Source organism: Oryzibacter oryziterrae (assembly GCF_021864535.1).
In the GTDB taxonomy this organism is placed as follows: Bacteria; Pseudomonadota; Alphaproteobacteria; order Rhizobiales; family Pleomorphomonadaceae; genus Pleomorphomonas; species Pleomorphomonas oryziterrae.
This window is the reverse complement of sequence record NZ_JAKJIC010000021.1, coordinates 1-25,368: the sequence shown is the minus strand read 5'-3', so window position 1 is coordinate 25,368 and position 25,368 is coordinate 1. Positions and strand designations below refer to the sequence as shown.

The window sequence follows — 25,368 nt, the reverse complement described above, 5'->3', positions numbered from 1 at the left end:
AGAGTCACGCAGGGGGGCCTGGGCGTGGGCGACGTTGAACCGTCGCTTCGCGCCATTCTGGCCACACGGGGATAGACATGGCGCAAGAAGACCTTGGCAGGTCTGGGGGATGGCGGGCCCGCTTCTTTGGCGGGCAACCGGTCGATCACACCCTCAAGGGCCATGCGAGCCTTCTGGCCCGCCCGGCCTATCAGCGCCTGTTGCAGGCCGAGCCACTCTTCCGCCGTTCGATCCCCGTTCTGATCACCATCTTCATCGTCGTCGTCGGCCTGTCGCGCGCGTCCAGCCTGCTCGACCAGCGCGCCAACACCGAAGCCAGCGCGCGCGACATGATCTCGCTTCTCGCGGAAACACTTGACGCGACGCTGTCCCATTCCGACGAACTCGCCCGCAAACCGCAGCCCTATGCCTCGGTGATGCGGGGCACGCTGCGCGACGCCCTGCCGCCGTCCGCCACGAGCAACGGCCGCGTCATCCTGCTGGCCGACCGTACAGGGCGCATTCAGGCCGTCGCACCGGAAATGCCGCTCAGCGGGGATGGCACGCTGAACAGCCTGTTCGGTGGCAATGAACCGCTGCTGATCTTCGGCGATCGAGCCGGGGTGATGAACGTCGACATCGCCGGAGGCGAGTCCGTACTGGCCGCTGTCCATGCGCTCGATGGCGACCGCGGAATGATCGCCGTCTACCAGCCCCTCAACGACGTGTTCCTGGACTGGCGGCGCGACGTTGGCGTCAATGCCGCCCTCTTCGTCGGCACCAGCTGCATCCTGATCGTGATGGTCTACGCCTTCTTCGCGCAGACCACGCGCGCCAGCGAGGCCGATCGCATCTACAGCGCCACGCAGACCCGCGTCGACACCGCGCTCCGCCGTGGCCGATGCGGCCTGTGGGATTGGGATCTGGCGCGTGGACGGCTGTTCTGGTCGCCGTCCATGTATGTCATCCTGGGAATGGAGCCGAACTCGGACCTGATGGGCTTTGCCGACCTGCAGGCGATGATTCATCCCGATGATATCGACTTCTACAACCTCGCCAAGGAACTGCTCGACACCGGACAGAACACGGTCGATTTCGAGTTTCGCATCCGCCATGCCGATGGTGACTGGGTCTGGCTGCGCGCCCGTGCGGAAGTTGTGCGCGATCGGGATGGTGCGCCGCATCTCATCGGCATCGCGGTCGATGTGACCGAGCAGAAAGTCATGGCGGCGGAGAATGCCACCGCTGCCCTGCGCCTGCGCGACGGCATCGACACGATCTCCGAAGCCTTCGTACTGTGGGATGCCGACAATCGCCTGGTGATGTGCAACTCGAAATACCAGTCGCTGCACCAGATACCGGACGCTGTTGCCAGATCGGGAACCCCCTATAACGTCGTCATGGCGGCCGCCCGTCAGCCGAACGTTTCCAGCGAAGGCTTGCGTTACTCGCTGTCGGACGGTGAGCGTTCCTACGAAGCCAGGCTCGACGACGGTCGCTGGCTGCAGATCAACGAGCGGCGGACCAAGGACGGCGGCTTCGTCTCGGTGGGTACCGACATCACCCAGCTGAAGCGCCACGAGGAAAACCTGCTCGATTCCGAACGGCAGCTGATGGCGACGGTGGCCGATCTTCGCCAGCATCGCCACAAGATGCAGCTCCAGACGCAGCAACTCGTTGAACTCGCAGAGAAATACGCCGAGGAAAAGGCCCGCGCCGAGGCGGCGAACCGGGCGAAGAGCGAGTTCCTCGCGTCCATGAGCCACGAGTTGCGTACCCCGCTCAACGCCATCATCGGCTTCTCCGACATCATGCGCTCGGGCATGTTCGGCGCCCTCGGGTCGGACAAGTATCTCGAATACTGCCGCGACATCCATGACAGCGGGATCTACCTTCTCAACGTGATCTCGGACATTCTGGACATGTCGAAGATCGAGGCCGGCAGGGTCAACCTCACGCTGGATTCAATCATCCTCGACGAGGTGCTGGGGGAAAGCGCGCGCATCATGTCGTCGCAGGCCGAGCATCGTCAGATCAATCTCGTCACCGACTTCCACGCCGCGGTTCCCATGGTTGCCGACCGCCGAGCCGTCAAGCAGATCGCGCTGAACCTTCTGTCGAATGCGCTGAAGTTCACCCCGGCCGGTGGCACGGTGACTGTCCGGACGAGTATGCTCGATCAGGACATGATCTTCTCGGTGCGCGATACCGGCATCGGCATCCCCTCGTCCTCGCTCAATCAGATCGGCAAGCCCTTCGTGCAGGTCGAGAACCAGTTGACGCGCAAGTATCCCGGTTCGGGCCTGGGGCTGGCGATCGCCCAATCCCTTGTCGAACTGCATGGCGGCCGCATGACGCTGGACTCCGTGGAGGGCCAGGGCACCGTCGTCACCATGATCATGCCGCGGATCGCCGCGCCCACGGCGAGCGACGGAACAGCCGCCGCCACGGAGGCGTCGGGATCGAGCGTTCAGAGTTCCTATTCCCGCAGCCTGTCCGCCGAAAATGTGGCAGGCCCCAGTCGCGCCATTCATTGACCGACTTGCGAGACGATCTGAGCGACAGGCTTGCTTCGGTCTCGTCGGTATTTGCGCCGTCCGGCAGATTCCAACGCGCCAAGCCAATCCTGGCGTGCAAACCCCTGGCCTCGGCGCCAATAGTACCCAGATCTGCAAATCGAAATATTTCCATCACATATCTGTTCAAAACTAAAATACATGCGAAGCGCCAGTCATTTACAAACATCGCGACGCCCGTTAACTATAATTTATGCCTTTCTTAACGATATTGCGTAAACTTGTTTGTATTCGCTTCCTGATGCGAGGATACTACCCTTGATATTACGTATCTGGGGACTTCCGTGCGCAATCCTGTTTGCTCCTTCATCGCAGTCTTGGGCGTCCTTGGCCTGACCAACGGTACGGCACTCGCCTCGGCGAATACCAACAGTTCGGCCGCGCAGATGGCCACCGCCATGGGCAACGCCACCAAGGCCGCCGTCATCGAGGAAGGCAAGACCACGCTCTATAATGAGAATGGCGGTTCGTTCCATGGTTGGGACTGGCCGACATGGGGCCTCGCCGGGTACCGGAAGGGCGTGAGTTCCAATCCCTATTTCTGGGCCGTTGGCGGCGGATTGACGATCAAGCGCGGGGTGGCGCCGTCCACTGCCGTGACCGACCTCATCCGCAATCCCGGTCGTTACGGTCTCGATTGCTCGTCGGCGGCAGTGGTCATGATGCAATACGGCCGGCTCAAGACGCTTGGCGCGACCGACTTCAACCGGCTCTATCCGAACAACACGTTCCGCGTCTACGGCTGGACCGATCCGGCTCGCTACACCCGATTCAGCACCGTCAACACGTCTCGGCGCTTTACATGGTTCAACCAGATCTCGGTGACCGACAAGCAGGGAAAGATCTGGCGAAACCTGATCGGCGAGAACATGCCGTTCAATCCCTCCAAGGGCGACAAGCTGGTCATCGGCGGGATTTACTTCTTCGAGAAGCCTGGTGACGTTACCAGCGGCAATCAGGGCTTCAACGCCGTCTACATGGGGCGGTCCGGCAGCGATTATCAGTTCTTCAAGTCGCCTGGCGGCGTCTACACCGTAACGCTGGATACGGCCCACAACTATCTGGTGACTGCCAGCAACAACGACGATCTCGACGCCACCTACCTCAGTTCGAACATCACCCTGCCGAACGGCAGTCTCCTGAAGAATCAGAACAGGACTGCGGGCGATTGATCTCCAATCCGACCTGACGGAATGTGCCGGGGTGCGTCGCAAGACCACCCCGGTTTTGTCTTGATCGCCCTACCCCTCGGTGCGTCGCTCCAGCGGCCCCACAACATCGATCAGGCATTGCCGCACGGCACTTTGCAGATCTCGCAATTGCGCTTCCAGGTGCGTGATCGAGGGGGCTGAGGCGACGCGGCACATCAGTTCATGCACGCCCCTGGGCGTGGTTGATGGAACGAAGGGGGCGGCTACGGTCACGCGCAGGATCTGCGTCAGGTCGCCAATCAGCCGGATGGCCGGCAGCAGTTGCTCCTTCTGGTCCGCGGTCAGCAGGCCTGCGTCCGCAGCCGCGCCTAGAATGCCCTCCGTGTCGCGTCGGCGAATGGCCGGACAGGACGCGCCGTGCAACAGCCGCAAGGTTTGCGCGATGAACTCCAGATCGATGAGACCACCCGGTGTGTGCTTGAGGTTCCACACGTCGTTGCTGCCCTTCTCCTGCTCCAGCCGGGCCCGCATGTCCGCCACATCGCGCTTCACCCTGGCTGGGTCGCGGGAAGCAGACAGAACCTCGTTGATGACCGCCTCGACCTCGGTTCCCAGGTCTCCGGTAGCCGTGACCACGCGGGCGCGCGTCAGCGCCATATGCTCCCAGGTCCAGGCCTCGCTGCGCTGGTAGAGCGCAAAGGCATCCACCCGTGTGGCCAGCGGTCCGGCGTTGCCTGAGGGCCGCAAGCGGAAATCCACCTCATAGAGCGTGCCTTCGGCCGTCGGCGCCGTCACCGCCGTGACGAAGCGTTGGGTCAGCCGGGCGAAATACTGCGAAGGAGCCAATGGCCGCGGCCCATCGGACAGGGTTGCCTCCCGGTCGTGGTCGTAGAGCAGGATCAGATCGAGATCGGATGCCGCCGTCATCTCCTCGCTGCCGAGCTTGCCCATGGCCAAGAGCGCCACCCGCCCGCCGGGTACCCGGCCATGCTGCCGCTCGACTTCCCGCTGGACAGCACCGAGCACCGCCGACAACAACACGTCCGCCAGCCGCGCAAAGGCAGGCCCGGTCTGGCGCGCGCTGGCTGTGCCGCTGATGACGCGCACGCCGGTCAGGAACTTCTGCTCCTGTGCAAAGATGCGGGCACGGTCGAGCAGGTCTTCATAGCCATTGGCTTGCTCGAGATTGGCGTCGAGCCGCCGCTCGAGATCGGTTCGGCTCGGCAGTCCGGTGAAGAATTGCGGCTCGATCACCGCGTCGAGCACATGCGGACGCTTGGCGACCACGTCGGCGAGGCGGGGCGCATTGCCCATGATGGTGGCCAGCAGTTCGATCAGGGACTGGTTCGAGGAGAGCAGCGAGAACAGCTGAACGCCCGCCGGCAGCCGGCCCAGGAAGGCGTCGAAGGCCATCAGCGCATGATCGGCGGCATCCGTTTCGGCAAAGGCAACAACGAGCCGCGGCGTGATCTCCGTGAGCAGTTCCCTCGCCCGCGCCGATCGCATGGCGGCATAGCGACCGAAGTGCCAGGACTGCACCGTGCGGATCGCATCTTCTGCCCGCTTGTAGCCCAGCCGTTCGAAGGTCTCGAAGGTGCCCGGGTCGATGTCATCGCCAGTGAACACCATGTTGCCATGCTGGGAGGACAGATCCTCCTCGGTCTCGAAGAGTTCCGAATAGGTCTCGCTGACCCTTTCGAGATGCGCCCGGAGGTCGGCGCTGAAACTGGCCGTGTCGGCATAACCCATCAGGCGCGCCACCTGCGCGAGACCGGCTTCGCTTTCCGGCAACACGTGGGTCTGCTCGTCCGCCAGCATCTGAATGCGATGCTCGGTGCGGCGCAGGAAGGCATATGCGGCCTTCATCTCCGCGCAGGTCGCGGCATCGAGCCAGCCATAGCCGACCAGCGCGTCCAGCATGGCCAGCGTCTCCCGGCCACGCAGGTCGGTGTTGCGGCCGCCGGCAATCAGCTGCTGGGTCTGGACGAAAAACTCGATCTCGCGAATGCCGCCACGTCCAAGCTTCACGTTATGGCCCAGGACCGCAATGGTGCCGTGTCCCTTGTGGGCGTGGATCTGCCGCTTGATCGAATGGATGTCGCGGATGGCGGCATAGTCGAGATATTTGCGCCAGATGTAGGGGCGCAGCGCCGCGAGGAAACGCTCGCCTGCTGCGATGTCGCCAGCCACCGGCCGCGCCTTGATCATGGCGGCGCGTTCCCAGTTCTGGCCGGCACTCTCATAATAGAGTAGCGCCGCCGGCACCGACAGGGCCACCGGCGTGGCACCAGGGTCGGGCCGCAAGCGCAGATCCGTGCGGAACACATAGCCGTCTGCCGTCCGGTCCTGCAGGATGCGGATGAGGCGCCGGGTCATGCGCACGAAGAGCGTCGTCAGATCATCCTTGTCGACAGCCGGCACCGCGTCGGGATCGAACAGGATGATCAGGTCGATGTCGGAAGAATAGTTGAGTTCCCCTGCCCCCTGCTTGCCCATGGCCAGCACGATGAGCCCCGAGCGTTCTTCCGGGCGTTCCGGATCGGGCAGGGACAGCTTGCCCTGCCCGTGCGCCTCCAGGAGCAGGAAGGCCAGCGCGGCGGACAGACTGGCGTCGGCGATGGCCGTCAGGGCCCGCGTCACCGTCATCACGTCCCAGACATTGCCGATGTCGGCGAGCGCGATCAGCAAGGCGGCTTCGGCCTTGACGTGACGCAGGTGCGTCATCAGCGCCGCCTCGCTCTTCTGCGGTCTGGTCAGACGCAGGAGCAGGTCATCCAGCTGCCGTTCCGGCGGTGCCATCAAGACCGTGCGCAGCCGCTCGGGATCGGCAAAGGCAGCCTGACGCAAATGCGAGCTGTTTGAGGCAACGGCAAGCAGGAAGGTCTTGAGCTCAGGCCTTGTCGCAAGGAGCTCTGCCAGTTCGGCTCCGCCCGGCTTTGCGAGACAATCTTCCAGCACCCGGCGGGCGATCTCCGCGTCGTCTCCGGCGGGGATCTCAGGGTTCAGACGGTCCTGCAAGGGACGGGGTGCCGTCACCGGCGTGGTCGCTTTTATGCCCATTTTCTCCCCCGCGTCCGATCTGACGCTGTGTTGCCTGCGGCAGGCTCAGCACCGCCCTCAGGCCCGGGCCAGCGTCCTCCAGGCGAAGCTGCCCTCCATGCATCTTCGCCATCGCCGCCACCATCGACAGGCCCAGTCCCGAGCCGCTGCGCGTACGGCTCTTGTCCAGCCGGACGAACCGAAGCATGGCCCGCTCCCGGTCCTCCGGTGCGATCCCCTTGCCCGCGTCAGCGATCGACAGCGACACAAGAGCGCCGTCCTGCCGGCCCGCCAGGACCACCGACAGCGGCGCGTCCTCGGCGTCGCCGCTGCGTCCATACTTGATCGCATTGTCGAGGAGATTGGACAAGGCTTGGCTGATCAGGGTGCGGTTGCCACGGATGGGCAGAGGGCGGGCAACCGACACGGTCAGACTGCCGCCCGCATCTTCCACCACCGGCTCATAGAGTTCGCCGATCTCCTCGAGAATGTCGGCGGCGTCGAGATCGGCGAAGCTGTCGCCCGACGAGCCCGCTTCCATGCGCGCGATCTTCAAGAGCGCGTCGAACACCTGGATCAGGTTGTCGGCTTCCTCAAGGCAATCCTCCAGCGCCTCGCGCTCGGCCGGATCGCCGCTGCTCTGGCGCAGCATGGACTCGAGGCGGCCGTGCAGCCGGTTCAAGGGGGTCTTGAGATCATGGGCGATGTTGTCGGAAACCTCCTTGAGCCCGGTCATCAGGCGCTCGATGCGCTCCAGCATCTCGTTGAGACTCTCGGCGAGATCGTCGAACTCATCGCCCGACCCGGTCACATGCAACCGGCGCGACAAGTCGCCCACCATGATCTGGTGGCCGGTCTCCGCCATGTTCTCGACGCGCTTCAGCACGGAGCGGCTGACGAAGAACCACGACAGGAACCCCATCACCACCATCACCACGATGGCATATTGCGAGGCGTCGTAGATCACCTGACGGAGCTGGGAGAGTTCGCCCATGTCGCGCCCGACCAGCAGCTTGAAGCCGCCCGGCAGGGCAAAGACGCGGACCATGGCGTCATAGCGGCGGTCGAGATCGCCATCGAGCCGCTGATAGGTCACCTGGGTGAGATTGCCGTCAGGCAGTCCCAGCACGGCCAGCGGCAGGTCGGCGACATTGCCGACAATGGTACGGCCGGAGAAATCGGATACCAGGTACAGGCTCGCGCCCGGCCGGCGGCTGCGCAGTTCCACCGTGCTGACCAGCTGGCGAATGCCGCCGCGCCTATATTGTTCGCTCAGCGAACTGATTTCCGTGGCGATGGTGGCGTCGAGCTGGCGGTCGAGCAGCGAGGCGGTGTTGGTGGAGATATAGGCGATCAGGAACAGGGTCAGCCCGGAGAAGACCACCAGATAGACGAAGGACAGTTTGAACGCCGTCGTCCGGACCAGTCTGCCGATTGCCCCCATGATCGCCCTAGCCTTGCTCGCGCAGCATGTAGCCTGCCCCGCGGATGGTGTGCAGCAGCGGCTTGGCGAAGCCCTTGTCGATCTTCGAGCGCAGGCGCGACACGTGCACGTCGATCACGTTGGTCTGCGGATCGAAGTGATAGTCCCAGACGTTTTCCAGGAGCATGGTGCGCGTCACCACCTGACCGGCGTTTCGCATCATGTATTCCAGCAGCCGGAACTCGCGCGGCTGCAGCACGATCTCTTCGCCACCGCGCGTCACCGTATGCGACAGGCGATCGAGCACCAGATCTGCCACCTTGTAGGTGGTCTCCACTTCGGCCGGGCGATTACGGCGCAGAAGCGCCTCGGCGCGCGCCAGCAACTCGGTGAAGGCGTAGGGCTTGGTCAGATAGTCGTCGCCGCCGGCGCGCAGACCGCGCACACGGTCATCCACTTGACCGAGCGCCGACAGGATGATCACCGGCGTCTGGTCGCCGCGTCGACGCATGTCCTCGACGATGGACAGACCATCGCGCTTGGGCAGCATGCGGTCGACCACCAGCAGGTCATAGGCGCCAGTCTCGGCCATATGCGCACCGCTCTCGCCGTCGGCCGCATGGTCGGCGACATGGCCGGTCTCGGCCAGAGCTTTCACCAGATAGGACGCAGCTTCCCTGTCGTCCTCGATGACCAATACGCGCATGGATTCACGCCGTCCCGAAATGGCTTCCTGATCCAATTGAACCGGGAAGCCCCTGTCTTGCAAGGGGGATTGTGCACCGGACATCGCGTGTCTCCTGCCTATCTTGCCGCACCTTGGCGTCGGGGAACCGGAACGATGTGAGGGCAAGCGGAGATCGCCCCGCTTGCCCCGCAGTTGCTGCACTTGAGCGATCAGGCCTTGCCAAGCGGCAGGGCGAGGAAGTGCACGCCGTCCTGGGTCTTGACGCGCAGCAGCACCGCCTTCTTGCCGTCCTGCGCGGCGGCCTCGATGTCCTTGGCCACCTGCTTGGGCGTATCCACCTGCTTGCCGGCCACTTCGAGGATGATGTCGCCCTGCTGCAGGCCGCGCTCGGCCGCCTTGCCGTCGGGATCGACATCGGTGATCACCACGCCCTGGTCGCCGGCGCCGGTTTCCGAGGCGGGGGCGAGCGACAGGCCATAGTCATCGAGCGAGGTGTGGCTCGGCGACTTCTCGGTGTCGTTGCTGGCCATCTGCTTGTCGTTGGGCAGTTCGCCGAGATCGACCTTGATGGTCTGTTCCTTGCCGTCGCGCCAGACGGTCACATCAACCACGGTCTTGGGCGGATAGGCTGCAATCTTGCGGGCGAGATCCTTGGCATCCTCGATGTCCTGGCCATTGACCGCGAGAATGGCGTCACCGGCCTTGATGCCTGCCTTCTCGGCCGGCGAATGGTCCTGCGGCTCGGTCACCATGGCGCCATGCGGCTTGTCGAGACCGATGGAGGCGGCGAGATCTTCCGTCACCGGCTGGATCTGCACGCCGAGCCAGCCGCGCACCACCTTGCCGTTGTCCATCAGCGACTTGACCACCTGCGTCGCGGTGTGGGCGGGAATGGCAAAGCCGATACCCACAGAACCGCCCGACGGCGAGTAGATGGCGGTGTTCACACCGATCACTTCGCCATTGAGGTTGAAGGCCGGGCCGCCGGAGTTGCCCTTGTTGATGGGCGCGTCGATCTGCAGGAAGTCGTCATAGGGGCCGGCGCCAATGTCGCGGCCGCGGGCCGAGACGATACCCGCCGTCACCGTGCCGCCGAGGCCGAAGGGGTTGCCCACGGCCACCACCCAATCGCCGACCCGCGACTCGCTGCCGGCGAAGGTGACATGCGGGAAGTCCTTGCCGTCGTCGACCTTGACCAGGGCCAGATCGGTCTTGGGATCGGTGCCGATCACCTTGGCCTTGTGGTCCTTGCCGTCATTGGTCACCACCACGACGTCGGTGGCATTTTCCACCACGTGGTTGTTGGTCACCACATAGCCGTCATCGGAGATGAAGAAGCCGGAGCCCTGCGCCATGCCATAGTGATGGCGGTCGCCACCCTTGCCGTGCGGCTGGCCGGGCATGCCGAAGCGCTTGAAGAAGTCATAGAAGGGGCTGTCGGGCGACAGTTCGGGCGGCATGTTCTGCCCGTCATCGGCCGAGGCCTGCGCGTCGGTCTCGTCGGTCTTGACGCGGATCGACACGACGGCCGGCTGCACGCGCTCGACAACATTGGCAAAGGAGAACACCGGCTGCTGCGCCTGCGGCACCTGGGTCGACAGGTTCTCGGCATGGGCAGGGCTGTTGAGGAAATAGGAGCTCTCGCCGACGACGATACCGCCAAGCGCGAGGGCGAAGACGGATCCAAGCAGAAGCGACTTGACGCGCGACGATACGGGCGACTTGGAAGACTTGGTCATGTTGGCTTCTCCAAACACTGGGCTCACGATGAAGCCGGCATCTGTCCGGCTTCGATGGTCCCATCATGCAGAAGTCTTCCTGACGCCAACATTGCGGGCGCATTAAACTAATTTAAGAACAACGCCCAATTCACGCCATGAAATCAATCCCTTGACACATTCTCGCCATCTTTGAGCAACCGCTCCAGCGCCGTCTTTTCCGTCTCCGACAGCGCCACGTCCCCAGCCCCGGCTACTTGCCGGCGACGCCGCATCGCCCACAAGGCGCCAGCTGCGCCGAGCAGGAGCAGCACAGGCGGCAACACCCACAGCACGGCGCCGGTTCCCTCGAAGCGCGGCTTCAGGAGGACGAAGTCGCCATAGCGGGCAACGAGGAAGTCCAGCACCTGCTGGTCGCTGTCGCCGTGACCGATACGCTCGCGCACCAGAAGCCTGAGATCCTTGGCCAACTGCGCGTCGGAGCTGTCGATGTTCTGGTTCTGGCAGACCAGGCAGCGCAGCTGTTCAGACAGATGCCGCGCCCGGTCCTCGAGAGCGGGATCGGCGAGACGCTCGGAAGGGTCGACGGCGAAGGCCGGCGTCAGCGACAACACTAGACTGGCGATGGCGATCCACTTGCGCATTGGTCTGCCTTCCTTCTGTCAGCTGGACGAGCCCGCGGCCGTCGTCAGGCGGGCGGGCTTGGGCGCCCCGACACGCAGACGACGATCGCTCAGCGACAGCATGCCGCCGGCCATCATCACCAGGGCACCCAGCCAGATCAGCGTCACCAGCGGCTTGTCCCACATGCGCACCACCACGCTGTCGGCGCCCTGTCCGGGGTCGCCGAGCGTGATGTAGAGCTGCGAGAAGCCGTGCGTCTTGATGCCGGCTTCGGTGGTCGGCATCTGGCGGGCGGTGAACATGCGCTTGGAGGGCTTGAGATCGAAGACCTCGACGCCATTCTCGCGCACGGTCATGTTGGCAGCCATTTCCGTGTAGTTGGGGCCGGCCTGATTGGTCATGCCGTTGAAGGTCACCTCATAGCCGCCGACCTTGGCGGTGTCGCCGGGCTTCATCTCGGTGATCGTCTCGCTCTGGAAGCTCGTGGTGGCGACGATGCCGAGCAGCGACAGGCCGAGGCCGGCATGACCGACGGCCGTGCCGAACACCGAACGCGGCAGTCCTGACAGACGCCTGAAACCGGTCGCCACGCCCACTTCCAGGAATCGAGCGCGGGTCCACAGTTCCGCAAAAGAGCCGATCAGCACCCAGAAGGCAACGCCGATGCCGACCATGGCCATGACCGGGCCGCCGTGGGTCAACCACCAGGACACGAGAGAGGCCAGGATGGCGAGCCCCAGAACGGCCCAAAGACGCTGGGCGGCGGCTCGCAGATCGCCGCGCTTCCAGGCCAGCAGCGGGCCGAAGGGCATGATCACCAGCATGGCGCCGAACAGTGGGCCGAACACCGTGTTGAAGTAGGGTGCGCCGACGGAAATGGCGCCGCCCATGGCGGAGGCCAGCAAGGGCGCCATGGTGCCGAACAGGATCACGGCGGCCGACACGGTGAGGAAGATGTTGTTCATCACCAGGGCGCTCTCGCGCGACACCGGCGCGAACAGTCCGCCCTGCTGCAGGGTGGACGCACGCCAGGCGAACAGCGACAGGCCGCCACCGATGAAGACGCAGAGAATCCCGAGGATGAACACGCCGCGCGTGGGGTCGGACGCAAAGGCGTGCACCGAGGTCAGCACGCCCGAGCGCACCAGGAAGGTGCCGAGCAGCGACAGCGAGAAGGCGAGGATCGCCAGCAGGATGGTCCAGATCTTCAGCGCGTTGCGCTTTTCCATCACCAGCGCCGAATGCAACAGCGCCGTGCCGGCGAGCCAGGGCATCAGCGAGGCATTTTCCACCGGGTCCCAGAACCAGAAGCCGCCCCAGCCCAGTTCGTAATAGGCCCAGTAGCTGCCCATGGCGATGCCGGCGGTCAGGAAGATCCAGGCGGCGAGCGCCCAGGGTCGCACCCAGCGCGCCCAGGCCGCGTCGATACGGCCTTCGAGCAGCGCTGCAATGGCAAAGGCGAAGGAAATGGAGAAGCCGACATAGCCCAGATAGAGCAGCGGCGGATGGATGGCGAGGCCGGGGTCCTGCAGAACCGGATTGAGGTCGCGCCCTTCGAGCGGCGGATTGTCGGCGATGCGCAGGAAGGGATTGGACGTCAGCAGGATGAACAGCAGGAAGGCGACGCTGACCCAGCCCTGCACGCCCAGCACATTGGCCTTCAGCGTCTTCGGCAGGTTGCCGCCAAAGGCCGCTACCGCACCGCCGAAGATGGCCAGAATCAGCACCCACAGGAGCATGGAGCCCTCGTGGTTGCCCCAAAGGCCGGAGAACTTGTAGAGCAGCGGCTTCAGCGAATGGGAGTTCTCGAAGACGTTGAGCACCGAGAAATCGGACGTCAGATAGGCGTGCGACAGGGCGCCGAAGGAGATCGTGATGAACAGCATCTGGCCCAGCGCCGCCGCGGGGGCCACCGCCATCATGGCGTTGTCGCGCCGTGCCGCACCGATCACCGGCACCACGGACTGAACCAGCGCCAGGATCAGCGCCAGGATCAGCGAGAAATGTCCGATTTCAATGATCATCGTCCGTCCCCGATCACCGATCCGTCTGCCGGATCTGTCCACATTGTTCGTTTATGGCTTTGCAGCGCCCGGTGCTGGTCCGCCCGGCTCACCCTCGCGCCAGACGCCCTGCTTCTTGAGCGATTCCACCACTTCCTTGGGCATGTAGCGCTCGTCATGCTTGGCGAGCACCGTATCGGCCATGAACACGCCGTTCTGCAGAACGCCTTCGGCGACAACGCCCTGCCCCTCGCGGAACAGGTCCGGCAGGATGCCCTTGTAGGTCACGGGCACCCTGTTGGCGGTATCGGTCACTTCAAAGGTGACCGCGGCGTCCTGCCCCTTGACCACCGAGCCCACTTCCACGAGGCCACCGACGCGGATGCGCTGGCTGGGATCGATCGTCTGCTGCACCAGTTCGGTCGGCGTGCGGAACAGGGTGATCTGGCTGCTCATGGCGAAGAGCACCAGGCCGACAGCGGCGGCGAGCACCACACCCACCACACCGATCAGCACCAACCTGCGTTGTTTGCGCGTCATGGCAATTCGTCCCGTTTTCAGGTCAGTTGACACCGAGTTCCTTGGCCGCTGCGTCCAGGGTCTGCAGCGTGGCGGCGTCGTCCTTCAAGGCGTCGCGCGCCTTCTGATAGGCAGCCTTTGCGTCATCAATGCGGTTCAGCACCATGTAGGACCGCATCAGCTTCACCCAGCCGTCCGGATCCTTCGGATTGGCGGCAAGACGATCAGCAAGCTGCTGCACCATCCCCGCAATCATCGAACCGCGGTCCTGAGCGCTCATGCCGGCGGCAGCCTGCATGTCGGCGGCGGTCGGGCCCTTTCCGTCCGGCGCCATGGTGGCTTCCGGCGGATCGAGCGGCGGCAGCGTGTCCGGCTCCTTGGTGTCGGCCGGCATCTTCAGCGCAGCGAGAACGTCCTTGCGCTTGCCGCGAACCACTTCCAGCCAGGGCGCATCGGCGGGCGAGCGCTTGATCAGCTCGTCGAACTGCGCGAGCGCCCCCGCATTGTCGCCGGACTGGCGCAGGCCTTCGGCATAGTAGTAGCGAGCCTTCGGCCGATCGGGATCGGCCTTCACCACCTGTTCCAGAACCGCTTGCGCGTCCTTGGTGACGATTCCGTCGTTGTTGGCGACCAACGCTTCGCCGTAAGCCTCGCGATCGTCATCCGTTGCCTTGCCGAGCGCAATGATCTTGCTCAGCGCCGAAGCGGCGTCGTCGAAGCGACCGGCGCGCATGTAGAAGGGCACCAGCACCTTCCAGCCTTCCGCGTCGTCCGGATTGGTCTCCAGATGCTTCTCGACGCGGGCGACCATGTCGTTGACATTGGTATCCGTCGGCTGGCCCTGCAGACGTGCCGACAATGGCAGGTCCGGTAGATCCGGACTCCCGAAAGTCAGGTAGAGACCGATTGCCGCGAAGGGCACCAGCATGACGGTGGCCACGGCCGCCGGCAGGCGAAGCGACCGGCGCGCAGGAACCGTGTCGTCGGTTGCAGTTCCCGCCGCCAGCAGGCGCCGGGCGATTTCCGTGCGGGCAGCTTCAGCCTCGGTCTCGCCGATGAGGCCGCGCGAACGGTCCCTGTCGAGTTCCTGCAGCTGATCCTTGTAGATGGCCACTTCCTGGGCGCGATCCATGTTGGCCGAGGCGCGTGAGCGCATCAGGGGCAACAGGATGATCAGGGCTGCGGCAGCGGTCAAAAGCGCGAAGATAGTCCACAAAAGCATATCCGAGAGGTCTCTGCTCAGGGCCGTGAGGCCCTTGGTCCGCGAAAGACGATCCCGCAGGCGCCAGGCGCGTGCCGAACCGTTCCCATCTCCCGAAACGCCGAACCGCCCTGCCCGCTGGTCCAACGTTCAATCGAAGCCGAACCCTCGCATCATCTCGGAGGTTTCGACCTTGATCCGGCGCAAATCGATGTTGCGCCGCCGACAGTCATTGCACATAGGGCAATTGACGGACTTACTCAATCACTCTTGCGGATGAAGCTTGTCTTTGCAGGCCATGCACCGGCACGTGATCAGCCGGCGCGGCGGCGCGTGTCACGCCGAACGCGGCTGCAACAGGTTATGGCGGGTGCGCCGCAGATAGGCTGCATACTCTTCGCCGTTGGTGTGTTCGGCGATCGCGATCAGATTGTCGAAGGCCTTGAGGGCCGCCGACCGGTACTCGCCGCTCGCCCGACGGAGCCTTTCAGGCAGTTCGCGAGCATAGAGCTCGACCATCTGGTCGATGGAAGGGGTCACGCGCGTCAGGAGCTCGTTGACCGCCAGGCTGTCGCGGCACAGACGCGCCGTGGCGAAGACGGAGATCTGGAACAGCGCCTCGGCGCCGTCGCTGTCGGTCGGCTGCGACTTTTCGTCCACCCGCAGCGCCTGCCGCAACACCGGCAGGATGCGTTCGATTTCACCGGCGATGATTTCGGAAAAGCGGCGCCGCAACTGCGACAGACGGGCACGCCAGGCGCTGTCGTTTTCCAGTTCGAGGTTGGTGGTCAGCCCGCGCAGCGCCTCGTGGAAGCGGCGCATCTCGCCGGTCACCTGCGCATTGGCGCGATCAGAGCGAACCTGGTTCTGGAAGCGGATGATGTGGCGTTCGGCCATGGACAGACCGATGTCGATGAAGGGAACACCCGAGGACTTGCGCAGGTCGACCGCATCCTGCGACCCTGCGAGGGTGGTCGCGATCCGCGCCAGCGTCGCGGTGGTCGAAATGCGCGAGCACAGACCGGCCGCAACCCACGTGCGGTCGCCGGGCATTTCCGAAAGATAGGCCTGGATCGGCTCGATCATCAGGCGGTCGGAGGCATCGCCACCGCTCGACAGCGTCGGGAGCTTGGTGAAGAGCCGCTCGAGCGCCAGAAGGCGGCCGCGCATGTCCACCATGTCCTGGAAGTCGGCATAGGCCGTCTCGCCGCCCATGCGCGACAGGAAGCGCTGGTGTGCCTTGGGTTCATCCTGCGTTGCGCGATCGCGCTGGACAAGCTTCTCAAAGGCCAGCGCCTGCAGCCGCGCCACTTCCTTGTCGAGCGCACCAGGTGCCGTGAAATCGTCGCTGACACGCGGTTCGCGCCATTCAAGGAACTCTTCCGGCAGCACTTCCTGGCACAGGAACGTCCAGAGCGTGTCGATGCTTTCCCGCAGGATCCAGCCGCGCTGCTTGTTGACGAGCTTCTCGTCGACCATGAAGACGGCAAAGGGCGCAAAGATCCGCGCCTTCATGTCGATGGCGGCCGGCTGGGTCTCGGCGGGACGGCTGTCGCGCCCTCCGGAGAAGCTGCGGGCAGCCTCCAGGATGACGCGCATCTGCTCGCCAACAGCGTCGCCGCTGCCGGAGCCTTCCAGCTTGCGGATGAGCATGTTTCGCGCAGCCGGAGACAACTCGCTCAGGAAAGAAACCACCTTTTCCCGAAGCACCACCTCGCCAGCCATGCCTCAACATCCTTGTGAGAAGGTTATCCGATAACTCAAGTATATCTTGCCTTCTCAATGGTTTACGAATCGTAAGGACAGCCCGTCAGGATGACATAATGAAAAAGCCGGCCCTCATAGGACCGGCTTTTCCTTGCATTCACGGGCTAGACTTGTGAACTGGCGCTCAGTTCACAACCTGCCAGCTGCCGTCGTAGTTGCGACAAGCCGTGCCACGGGCAACCTGCGGCTGGCCGTCGATGTAGATCGTGTTGGTATACTGGCGGCACTGTTGGTTGTTGACCATCTGTGCCGGACCCGGCTGCACGGTGCCATAGACACCGGTCTGCGGGTTCTGCCACTGCTGCACGTTGCCGCTGTTCAGGGCGTTGACGCTGGCGGCATAGTTATACTGCTGGTCCTGCGCGTCCATGCGCGCACCGATCTGATTGCCGATGAAACCGCCAACCAGAGCGCCGGCAGCCATGGCGGCAACCTTGCCCGAACCCTGGCCGAAGCGCGAACCCAGAGCAGCACCACCAACGGCGCCGACCAGCGTGCCGAGCGACGACTTCTGACCCATGGTCGGATCGGACGCGCAACCAGCAAGGGTCGAGGCAACCAGCGTCGCAACAACAAGTTTCTTCAGCATGATAAGATCCCGTCTCCACAAAATCATCGCAATTCGGCCGAAGCGAATCGCTCAGTCTAGTCATTGAGAGTTCTAGTAAACTGAAACCATGGCTGAATTGAGAACTCAACCACCGTTACGCTACCGTTCCGTCCCTGTTTGACGCATCCAGCCTCGTTGCGAAAGCAGGAAGCGAATACCGCCTTCAACTCCGTGGCAACCGCACCGCGACCGACAGGCCGCCGGACACCGATGCACCGAGGTCTATGGACCCGCCATAGGTCTCGACAATCTCGGCCACGATCGCCAATCCCATGCCGGAGCCGGGCAGGCTTTCGTCGAGGCGCTTTCCCCGTCCCAGCACCGCCGCATATTGCTCCGGCTCGAGGCCGGGGCCGTCATCCTCAACCACGATCCGCACCATGGGCCGATCGCGGTCGCTCGGCCCGGCTTCCAGATGCACCGACACCTGCTCCCGGCCGTATTTGCAGGCGTTGTCCATCAGATTGCCGACCACTTCCTCGAGGTCGCGCCGTTCGATGCGGGCCTTCACGCCTTCCGCCGCCGTCACCGAAATGGCGCGGTTGGGATAGGCGCGACGCAACACCTTGGCGAGGCTCTCCAGGGAGCGTGCAACTTCCGCCGTCGTTCCCATCACCTTACGGTCTGCCGCAAGGCGGGCACGGTCGAGATAGCGATCGATTTCCGAGCGCATCACTTCCGCCTGTTCGATCACCTTGCCGGCCAGAGGACCGCCGTCGGCACGCGCCTCGTTGAGCACCACAGCCAGCGGCGTCTTCAGCGCATGGGCCAGATTGCCCACCTGGGTGCGCGACCGCTCGACGATGGCGCTGTTGGTGTCGATCAGCGCGTTCAGCTCCTTGCCGAGCGGGGCGATTTCCCGCGGCAGCTTGCCTTCCAGCCTTTGCGCCCGCCCCTGGCGGATGTCGGCGAGGCCCTTGCCGAGGGTCGCCAGCGGCCTCAGGCCGAACTTCACCTGCACATAGGTCGCCACCAGCAGGCCGAGCGCGAACAGCGACAGCGTCCCCAGCACCTGATAGCGGAAAATGGAGATTTCGGCGCCGAGGTCGTCGATGTTGCCGGTGACGTAGAGATCATAGATGCGGCCGCCCGAGAGGAAGACGCGTTGCGTCACCTGCCGCAGGCGCTTGCCGGAGGGATCGGTCACGAAGCCCGTCTGCACTGCGCCGTTGTTGGTTGGCGGCGTCAGCTTGAGGGTCTCGCCCAGCAGCGACTGGCTGGCCCCCACCGTCTCGCGCGTCTTGCCGTCGACGATCATCCAGTACCAGCCCGATTGCACCCGGCCAAAGCGCGGATCGCCCATGGTCCCGGGATCGGCGGCGCCGTCCTCGCCGGCCGCGACAATACCGGCAAGCGTCTTTTCATAGACGATGATGCGCTCGTCGAAGCTGCGGATCAGGCTGTCGGTGTGCAGTTCGGTGAGCAGCCAGCCGGCCGCGGCCAGCGCCAGCGCGCTCCAGATTGCCGAAGCCATAACCAGACGCAGCGCCAGCGAGCCGGTCAGCCACGTCCACAGGGCCGAAAGCCGCATCTTCATCGCGCCTTGTCCGGCTGCACCATACGATAGCCGAGGCCGCGCACAGTCTCGATCAGATCGACACCCATCTTCTTGCGCAGGCGGCCGACGAACACCTCGATCGTATTGGAATCGCGATCGAAATCCTGATCATAGAGATGCTCGACCAGTTCGGTGCGCGACACCACCTTGTCGGTGTGCAGCATCAGATACTGGATCAGGCGGAACTCGTGGGAGGTCAGCTTGATGGGGTTGCCCTCCACCGTCAGCCGACCGGCCTTCACGTCGAGCCGGGCCGGCCCCACCTGAATTTCGTTGGACGCGCGGCCGGCGGCCCGGCGCGTCAGGGCCCTCAAGCGCGCCAGCACTTCCTCCATGTGGAAGGGCTTGGCCACATAGTCGTCGGCACCGGCATCGATGCCGGCCACCTTGTCCGACCAGCGGTCGCGGGCCGTCAGCAGCAGCACCGGCACCAGCCGTCCGTCGCGCCGCCAGGCTTCGAGCACGCTCAGCCCATCGATCTTGGGCAGGCCGATGTCGAGGATCACCGCGTCATAGGGTTCGGTATCGCCGAGAAAGTGACCTTCCTCGCCATCGAAGGCACTGTCGACCACATAGCCGGCATCCTTGCAGGCGGTGACCAGCTGACGATTGAGGTCTTTGTCGTCCTCTACGATCAGGATGCGCATGGCTGTCCGGTCCTCACTTCAGACGCTGTCCGGAGGTGGCATCGACCACCACATTCTCGATACGGCCGCCATCGCGCATCACCGCGAGCTTGTAGACAAGCAGATTGCCCGCCTCACACAGCTGGGCATCCACCACCTCGCCGCCGACCGCACCGGCAACGGCGGCCAGGCGCAAGATGGCGCCCGAGGCGACCACCTTCTGCGCTTGCCCGGACGACAGGCAACGGGCAGACGCCGGCGTTGCTGCCATCAAGGCAACCGTCACGACAAAGGTGGAGAGGGAGAGGATGCTCGGCTTCATGGACACAACCTAACCCAAGGCTTCTGAACCGTCCATGAACGGTAGGGTTTGCCGTCATTCATCGGGGGGCGACAGCGGCGGCAGCCAGTCGTCGCCGCGCCGGGTCCAGCCCGGCCCCACCTGTTCGGGACAAAGCACCGCACTGAGGCCTGCAGGCGCGATCCACCCGTCGTTGCCGTCCCAGAGAATGATGTTGTCGACAAGGCCGCTGGCATCCACCAGGGCATAGGTTCTGACGTCGTTCATCGTCTCACCCCACCGATATGAACCAGACTTCACCGCGCCCGCCAACCCCGCCGGCGCCGCTTGCCATGCCATTGGTCGAGGCACCGCCGCCGCCGCCGCCACCACCGGGTATGCCGCCCGCGCCGCCATTGCCGCCGGCCGTTGTGGCTGCGGCATTGCCAGATCCGCCGCCACCGCCACCACCGCCCATGCCGCGCGGCACCAGTTTGGCGGCGCCAGCCCCACCGGCAGCCGACACGGCACCGGCAGCCCCGCCCGCGGCCGTTCCCGAGGCTCCGAGAACACGCGAGCCCATGCCGCCGATGCCGCCGGACGCAGTCGCATCGGCAGCGCTCAGAAATCCGCCGCCTCCGCCGCTGCCGGCCGCATTGTTGGCACCGGAATTGGACGTCGTGTTGCCGAGCCCCGGGTTGGACGAGCCCGCACCACCGGAGTTGCCGCCGCCGCTATCGCCATAGCCACCGGCCCCGCCCGATCCGGCCGAGGTTGTGCCGCCGATCGCGCCCCAGCCGCCGCCCGCCTTGACGATCTCGATGCCGGACGAAGACACCGACGTGCTGCCGGCGGCACCACCGGAGTTGCCGTTGGTATTGTCCACGGCCACGGCGCTCGCGCCGGAGCCGCCGGCGCCGATGGTGCAGCTCAGACTGGCCGCCAGCTCGTCGGCGGGAAACTGCACCGAGGCCACACCGCCTCCACCGCCCCCGCCGCCGCCGTAGCGGGCGCTCGCCGCCGCGCCGCGCCGTCCGGACGCACCGCCACCGCCGCCACCGATGCAGACGATCGTCACCATGCGCGCCCAGTCCGGCTTGGTCCAGGACCCCGAGCTGGTGACGATATCCACCTGGGTTCGCAGACTGCCGCGATCGAACGTGGCCTTGCCCGTCGCGCGGTCGACACTGAACACGCCCTTCCAGACCGAACCGTCCGGCGAGACCTTCAGCAAGAAATCATCGCCGCCCACCAGGCCGAACTCGGCCCTCCCCGACCAGCCGGTCTGGAACAGATAGGAGGCGGTATCGCCGGCATTGGACTTGTTGAGCTTGAACTGCAGGCCGCTGCCGAGATCGGTGAACAGCGCCGCGCTCAGGGCCGCGGCCAGCCGGTTGGTGTTGTCCGGCGTGGTGCCGATGCCGAGCCGGCCAAGCGATCCCCAGGACGAACCCTTGTAGACCGCCAGCGTCGTCTCGTCCTCCACATAGGCGATCCAGCCCTTGTTCGGGGTCAGGAAGCTCCAGCCTCCCGAATAGACTGCCAGCTTGCCATCCTTGCCGGACCAGGCACCTGTGGCGCCGGAAGCCGGAATATAGCGATCGCCGTCGCCAGGCGACGACGGAGGGCTTGTCAGGCTGCGGCTCGCCACGCTCAGCAGCACCAGGCTGTCGAGTTGGTCCAGCGCCTCGTTGTGTGTGACGTGCTTCTGGGCTTGCGAGGCGGCCAGCAATGGCAACGCGAGATTGGGCGTGTCAGACATGCAGCGTACTCCTCAGGGGCCAGCCCGGCCCCATGGTTTCGGATATCTGGGCAACGGAGAGGTCCAGCGTCGCCGGCGGGCTGCCGAAGTCGCTGGTTTGCGCGGCGGCGCTGTAGACGAGCGATGGAGACGAGGCATTGAGGGTCCGTTTGACGGTCGCGCCGTCGTAGACCTTGATCTCATAGGCCTCGCTGGCCTCGCCAAGCGCCACCTCATAACCGTCGAAGTCGTCACCGCCGGTGCGCGTGCGGCGGATCCAGCGGATCGTCACGTCGCCGCTGGTCGGGTCGCGCACTGCCGACAGACGCACCGGCGCGTAGGGCGTGAGCCCGACGCCAGCCGGCGTCATGGCGATCTGCACCAGTTCCGGGTCGCCGATGCCCGCCTTGGCGTCTCCGATGCGCAGGGTCAGTTCCCGACCCACTTGCGTGCGTACGATGGGCAGCGATTGCACCGCCTTGTCGAGCAGCACGAAGTCGCTGCCGGATGCGTGGCCGCTCGCGGCAAAGCGCTCGGTCCCGCCTTGCCCACGCAACAGACCGCTCAGGCGATAGCGCCGCTCGGCGATCAGGCTGGCATCGCGGAACTGGATCACCTCCCAGCCGCCGGCCATGCTGCCGACCGCCGCCAGATTGGCGCCAGCGAGCAGCGCGGATTCACTGCGGCTCGCCAGCGTGCCGCGCACCAGCGTCACGTCCAGATCATTGGCCTCATCGAAATGCCAGACCCGGCCGGCACCAAGTGACGCGTTCAGCGAGCCGATCACCGCCGGCCGCGTCAGCGTCACCACCGGCACATAGCTGCCGCCGCTCTCCTGATGCACCGTCATGCGTCCCGGCCAGGGCGTCGAGGCCGCCGCCACCCAGGGGCGGTAAGGGTCGCTGTCGGTGTAGCGACCCGGCAGGTCCAGCACCAGCGCCACTGGCGCCGCCACCGCCTGCACCAGTCCCGGCATGCGCGAGGACGGCGGCAGGTTGGCAGCGCGCCGGTCGAGGCGCAGATCGATGCCGCGGGCTTCGATCTTGCGGCTGTCGCCATCCTCGATGGCGGTGATCGCCAGTGTCGCGATACGTCCGCCGGTGTCGAGACGCACCACGTCCCCCGGTTCCAGCGCCGTCTGCCGGGCGGACAGGCGAAAGACGAAGCTCTCGCGCCCCGCCTCGCGCTCGCGCATCAACCGCTCGGCGGCTCCCTGCATCACCGCGGCTGCCGCAATGACCGGAACGGCGATATCCTCCGTCCGCGACCGTCCTCCGACGCGTGCGGCCACCGACGAGCGTTGTCCGTCACATTCGGCGTCGAGAAAGGCGACGGCGATTTCGCCGGGGATATCGGCGTCCTGCGCCCGGCGTGTTTCCAGGTCGGGGCTGCGGTCGGCACTGACCAGATCGTCCAGCGTCAGCTCCGCGCGCACCCGCCCGCCACGATTGGCGAGCCTCGCACCCGTCGCGGTCTCAACGAGGTCGAAGCCGAAGACCTCGGCCAGCGGTTCCAGCGTGGCGCGCACGCTCGACCGGTCGGCGATCACCAGCCCGTCAACCACGGCCGTCACCCCGGACGCGTCCAGTCCCGCAAGACCGGCGCTGGCTGCCAGGCTTTCCGCCACTTCCCGCAGCGGCGCCGCGCCCAGGCGGCCGTTCAGCCAATGGCCGGTCTGCCAGTTGCCGCCGTCGGCCCAGACTTCGGTGGCGAGCGGAAACCAGGGAAAGGGTCGCGCGTCCCAGGTCCAGATGTGGGCGCGGTCGATGTCCACCATGCGCCGCCCATCGCGCGACGAGGTCGGATTGTTGCCGGACACAAAGCCGTCGGCGTCCGGATCGAAATGGCCGATCAACGCTTCGAGATAGAGCCGCTGCGCCGCGTCGTCACGGCGGCCATGGCTGAACCAGGGCGCCTTGCCTTCCGACGATAGCTTGTCGGGGAAGACATTGGGCTCGTTGCCGCCATAATCCGCCGCCGGACAGCCGATCTCGGTGAAGCGGATCGGTTTCAGCCCGGCCAGCCAGCCACTCGGGCTTGCCTGTTCCACACCGCCGATGCGGTCGTAATGGCGGTTGTTCCACCAGCCCTCGATATCCTTGGTGCGATAGAGCCAGGGCTTGCCGAGCCCATCGGTGATCGGGCTGCGATTGCCGGCGAGACGATCGGCCTTGGAGGCATAGTACCAGTCATAGCCCTCCCCGCCCGCCACATTGCCGGCGAGATAGGCGAGATCGAGCGGCCCGTCATAGAGCGCAGCGTCCTGATGCTCGCCATCGCGCCAGTCCGACAGCGGGAAATAGGCGTCGATGCCGACGAAGTCGACGTCATCACAGGCCCAGAGCGGATCGAGATGGAAGGCATAGTCGCCCGCGTCGACCTGATGGCCGTTCCACTCCGACCAGTCGGCGGCATAGGACACCTTGGTCGACGCTCCGAGAAGAGCCTTGATCTCGCCGGCCAGCGTCACCAGCGCGGAGACGAAGGGATAGCTCCGCCCGGTCGCCCGCACCGTGGTCAGCCCCCGCAATTCCGAGGCGATCAGGAAGGTGTCGACGCCGCCGGCCGCCGCACAGAGCTTGGCGTAATGCAGGATCATGCGACGATAGCCCCAGTCGGGCGCACCGCCATAGCTCACCGTCGTACCCGACACCGAAAAGTCGCCCGGCATCGCCGCGCCGAGAAAGCCGTCGATCTGGCTCGCTGCCGTCGCCGTGCCCCAGACGCTGCCGCCCTGCCCCTTGGCAGGATGGCAGGTGATGCGCCCGCGCCAGGGATAGACCGGCTGACCGGTGCCGCCATAGGGATCGGGCAGCGTGTTGCCCGAGGGCACGTCCATCATGATGAAGGGATAGAAAGTCACCTTGAGCCCGCGCGCCTTCAGTTCGCGGATCACCTCCACCACGCTCTGATCGGACGGCGTGCCGCCGAAAGCCGCCTTGCCATCAACCCGGCTCACCAGCTCGGCGGTCGCCCGCGTCAGACCCGAGACGCTCCAGCTCAAGCCGGTGGTGGTCTTGGTGGCGATCTCCACCTTCGGGCGGATGGTGCAACTGCCCGCCCGCAGATCATCGCCGAACCAGGTCACCACCACCGCCACGCTTTCAAGATTGGGGCAGACGGCCTGCAACTCGTCGAGCGAGGCTTCAAGGTCGGTTCCGGCGATCGCCGCGTGGCGGTTCTCGGCGGCGGTGATGCCCTTGGACACCTGCTGCGTCACCTTGGTGGTGGCGTAGCCGAATTCTGTCGCCGCCGGGATCAGCGTCACCGCCTTGATCCTGCTTTCGAGCCGCCCGACGGGGCGGATCACCTCGAAGGACAACTGCGGCAGCGCATTGCCGAAATCCTCAAGCGGAAACTGCTCGAACACCACATAGGCGAGCCCGCGATAGGCGGGCACATCGCCCTGCTTGGCGAGGATCAGCGAATCCGGCGCCTGGCCTTCGGTGCCCAGATGCACCCGCATGGTCACCTTGGTGAGATCGACCAGCTCGCCATTGGCCCAGACTCTGCCGATGCGCGCAATCGGTCCCTCGCAGATGCCGACGGCGAAGTTGGCGAAATAGGAATAGGTGGTGACCTTCGGCCCCTGCCCCTTGCCGCCGGCGCTCTCGGTGGTCGCGGTCTCCTCGAAGCGCGTCGCCCAGATCACCTCGCCGGCAAGCCGCATGCGGCCGTAGACGCGCGGGATCGGCGAGCCCTCGTCCGACGACTGCACCTCCAGACTCGCCAACCGGCCGATCTCGCGCGCTGAATGGTCGCCGAACAGCGCGTTGTCGACCAGGCCGCCGACCACCGCACCGGCCGCCTGACCGATGATCGCCGCCGTCGTGCCAAAGACGCCGCCGAGCGCAGAGCCGGCAGC

Annotated in this window: 18 protein-coding genes; 2 read left to right on the top strand and 16 right to left on the bottom strand. The window is 65.2% G+C overall.

The window, feature by feature from the left end:
- Positions 1 to 77 precede the first annotated feature (77 nt).
- Entirely contained in the window at positions 78 to 2,516 is a 2,439-nt protein-coding gene (locus tag L2I41_RS18155; protein ID WP_237154997.1) for a PAS domain-containing sensor histidine kinase, read from the top strand.
- A 323-nt stretch (positions 2,517 to 2,839) separates the two neighbouring features.
- On the top strand, positions 2,840 to 3,727 hold the full coding sequence (locus L2I41_RS18150) for a TGL-type protein-glutamine gamma-glutamyltransferase (protein WP_237154996.1): 888 nt from the start codon (positions 2,840 to 2,842) through the stop codon (positions 3,725 to 3,727).
- Positions 3,728 to 3,796: 69 nt separating this feature from the next.
- On the opposite strand, the gene L2I41_RS18145 is transcribed toward L2I41_RS18150, so the two are convergent.
- From L2I41_RS18145 to L2I41_RS18070, 16 genes are all read right to left on the bottom strand, one after another.
- Entirely contained in the window at positions 3,797 to 6,766 is a 2,970-nt protein-coding gene (locus tag L2I41_RS18145; RefSeq protein ID WP_237154995.1) for a bifunctional [glutamine synthetase] adenylyltransferase/[glutamine synthetase]-adenylyl-L-tyrosine phosphorylase, read from the bottom strand.
- A complete protein-coding gene (locus L2I41_RS18140; protein ID WP_237154994.1) occupies positions 6,702 to 8,189 on the bottom strand; it encodes a sensor histidine kinase in 1,488 nt (495 codons plus the stop codon). Before L2I41_RS18140 ends, L2I41_RS18145 begins: the two co-directional genes overlap by 65 nt.
- Before the next feature lie 7 nt (positions 8,190 to 8,196).
- Positions 8,197 to 8,874: a response regulator transcription factor gene (locus tag L2I41_RS18135; protein WP_237154993.1), complete on the bottom strand. Its 678-nt coding sequence runs from the start codon at positions 8,872 to 8,874 to the stop codon at positions 8,197 to 8,199.
- A 191-nt stretch (positions 8,875 to 9,065) separates the two neighbouring features.
- A complete protein-coding gene (locus tag L2I41_RS18130) occupies positions 9,066 to 10,595 on the bottom strand; it encodes a Do family serine endopeptidase (RefSeq protein WP_237154992.1) in 1,530 nt (509 codons plus the stop codon).
- 143 nt (positions 10,596 to 10,738) lie between these two features.
- Positions 10,739 to 11,218: a cytochrome c-type biogenesis protein gene (locus L2I41_RS18125; RefSeq protein ID WP_237154991.1), complete on the bottom strand. Its 480-nt coding sequence runs from the start codon at positions 11,216 to 11,218 to the stop codon at positions 10,739 to 10,741.
- A gap of 18 nt (positions 11,219 to 11,236) precedes the next feature.
- The gene (locus L2I41_RS18120) at positions 11,237 to 13,222 is read right to left on the bottom strand and encodes a heme lyase CcmF/NrfE family subunit (protein WP_237154990.1); all 1,986 of its coding nucleotides are present in this window, start codon (positions 13,220 to 13,222) and stop codon (positions 11,237 to 11,239) included.
- Positions 13,223 to 13,273: 51 nt separating this feature from the next.
- Complete coding sequence (ccmE, locus tag L2I41_RS18115) at positions 13,274 to 13,741, bottom strand: cytochrome c maturation protein CcmE (protein WP_237154989.1); 468 nt, start codon at positions 13,739 to 13,741, stop codon at positions 13,274 to 13,276.
- 22 nt (positions 13,742 to 13,763) lie between these two features.
- Complete coding sequence (gene ccmI / locus L2I41_RS18110) at positions 13,764 to 14,942, bottom strand: c-type cytochrome biogenesis protein CcmI (protein WP_237154988.1); 1,179 nt, start codon at positions 14,940 to 14,942, stop codon at positions 13,764 to 13,766.
- 315 nt (positions 14,943 to 15,257) lie between these two features.
- Positions 15,258 to 16,646, bottom strand: a complete 1,389-nt coding sequence (locus tag L2I41_RS18105; RefSeq protein WP_237154987.1) for a hypothetical protein — start codon at positions 16,644 to 16,646, stop codon at positions 15,258 to 15,260.
- Between the two features lie 166 nt (positions 16,647 to 16,812).
- The gene (locus L2I41_RS18100; protein ID WP_237154986.1) at positions 16,813 to 17,277 is read right to left on the bottom strand and encodes an RT0821/Lpp0805 family surface protein; all 465 of its coding nucleotides are present in this window, start codon (positions 17,275 to 17,277) and stop codon (positions 16,813 to 16,815) included.
- 184 nt (positions 17,278 to 17,461) lie between these two features.
- Positions 17,462 to 18,835: an ATP-binding protein gene (locus L2I41_RS18095; protein WP_237154985.1), complete on the bottom strand. Its 1,374-nt coding sequence runs from the start codon at positions 18,833 to 18,835 to the stop codon at positions 17,462 to 17,464.
- Complete coding sequence (locus L2I41_RS18090) at positions 18,832 to 19,503, bottom strand: response regulator transcription factor (protein ID WP_237154984.1); 672 nt, start codon at positions 19,501 to 19,503, stop codon at positions 18,832 to 18,834. The genes L2I41_RS18095 and L2I41_RS18090 overlap by 4 nt, the downstream gene beginning before the upstream one ends.
- Positions 19,504 to 19,516: 13 nt before the next feature.
- A complete protein-coding gene (locus L2I41_RS18085) occupies positions 19,517 to 19,804 on the bottom strand; it encodes a PepSY domain-containing protein (protein WP_237154983.1) in 288 nt (95 codons plus the stop codon).
- A 54-nt stretch (positions 19,805 to 19,858) separates the two neighbouring features.
- Complete coding sequence (locus tag L2I41_RS18080) at positions 19,859 to 20,050, bottom strand: hypothetical protein (protein ID WP_237154982.1); 192 nt, start codon at positions 20,048 to 20,050, stop codon at positions 19,859 to 19,861.
- A 4-nt stretch (positions 20,051 to 20,054) separates the two neighbouring features.
- Entirely contained in the window at positions 20,055 to 21,524 is a 1,470-nt protein-coding gene (locus tag L2I41_RS18075; RefSeq protein ID WP_237154981.1) for a DUF2793 domain-containing protein, read from the bottom strand.
- On the bottom strand, positions 21,517 to 25,368 hold a 3,852-nt coding region (locus tag L2I41_RS18070), incomplete at its 5' end, for a baseplate multidomain protein megatron (RefSeq protein ID WP_237154980.1). The genes L2I41_RS18075 and L2I41_RS18070, both read right to left, overlap by 8 nt.

Coding starts and splice junctions, on each gene's coding strand:
- L2I41_RS18155 (WP_237154997.1), top strand. CDS start 78: ATGGCGCAAGAAGACCTTGGCAGGTCTGGGGGATGGCGGGCCCGCTTC.
- L2I41_RS18145 (WP_237154995.1), bottom strand. CDS start 6,766: ATGGGCATAAAAGCGACCACGCCGGTGACGGCACCCCGTCCCTTGCAG.
- L2I41_RS18140 (WP_237154994.1), bottom strand. CDS start 8,189: ATGGGGGCAATCGGCAGACTGGTCCGGACGACGGCGTTCAAACTGTCC.
- L2I41_RS18135 (WP_237154993.1), bottom strand. CDS start 8,874: ATGCGCGTATTGGTCATCGAGGACGACAGGGAAGCTGCGTCCTATCTG.
- L2I41_RS18130 (WP_237154992.1), bottom strand. CDS start 10,595: ATGACCAAGTCTTCCAAGTCGCCCGTATCGTCGCGCGTCAAGTCGCTT.
- L2I41_RS18125 (WP_237154991.1), bottom strand. CDS start 11,218: ATGCGCAAGTGGATCGCCATCGCCAGTCTAGTGTTGTCGCTGACGCCG.
- L2I41_RS18120 (WP_237154990.1), bottom strand. CDS start 13,222: ATGATCATTGAAATCGGACATTTCTCGCTGATCCTGGCGCTGATCCTG.
- ccmE (WP_237154989.1), bottom strand. CDS start 13,741: ATGACGCGCAAACAACGCAGGTTGGTGCTGATCGGTGTGGTGGGTGTG.
- ccmI (WP_237154988.1), bottom strand. CDS start 14,942: ATGCTTTTGTGGACTATCTTCGCGCTTTTGACCGCTGCCGCAGCCCTG.
- L2I41_RS18105 (WP_237154987.1), bottom strand. CDS start 16,646: ATGGCTGGCGAGGTGGTGCTTCGGGAAAAGGTGGTTTCTTTCCTGAGC.
- L2I41_RS18100 (WP_237154986.1), bottom strand. CDS start 17,277: ATGCTGAAGAAACTTGTTGTTGCGACGCTGGTTGCCTCGACCCTTGCT.
- L2I41_RS18095 (WP_237154985.1), bottom strand. CDS start 18,835: ATGAAGATGCGGCTTTCGGCCCTGTGGACGTGGCTGACCGGCTCGCTG.
- L2I41_RS18090 (WP_237154984.1), bottom strand. CDS start 19,503: ATGCGCATCCTGATCGTAGAGGACGACAAAGACCTCAATCGTCAGCTG.
- L2I41_RS18085 (WP_237154983.1), bottom strand. CDS start 19,804: ATGAAGCCGAGCATCCTCTCCCTCTCCACCTTTGTCGTGACGGTTGCC.
- L2I41_RS18080 (WP_237154982.1), bottom strand. CDS start 20,050: ATGAACGACGTCAGAACCTATGCCCTGGTGGATGCCAGCGGCCTTGTC.
- L2I41_RS18075 (WP_237154981.1), bottom strand. CDS start 21,524: ATGTCTGACACGCCCAATCTCGCGTTGCCATTGCTGGCCGCCTCGCAA.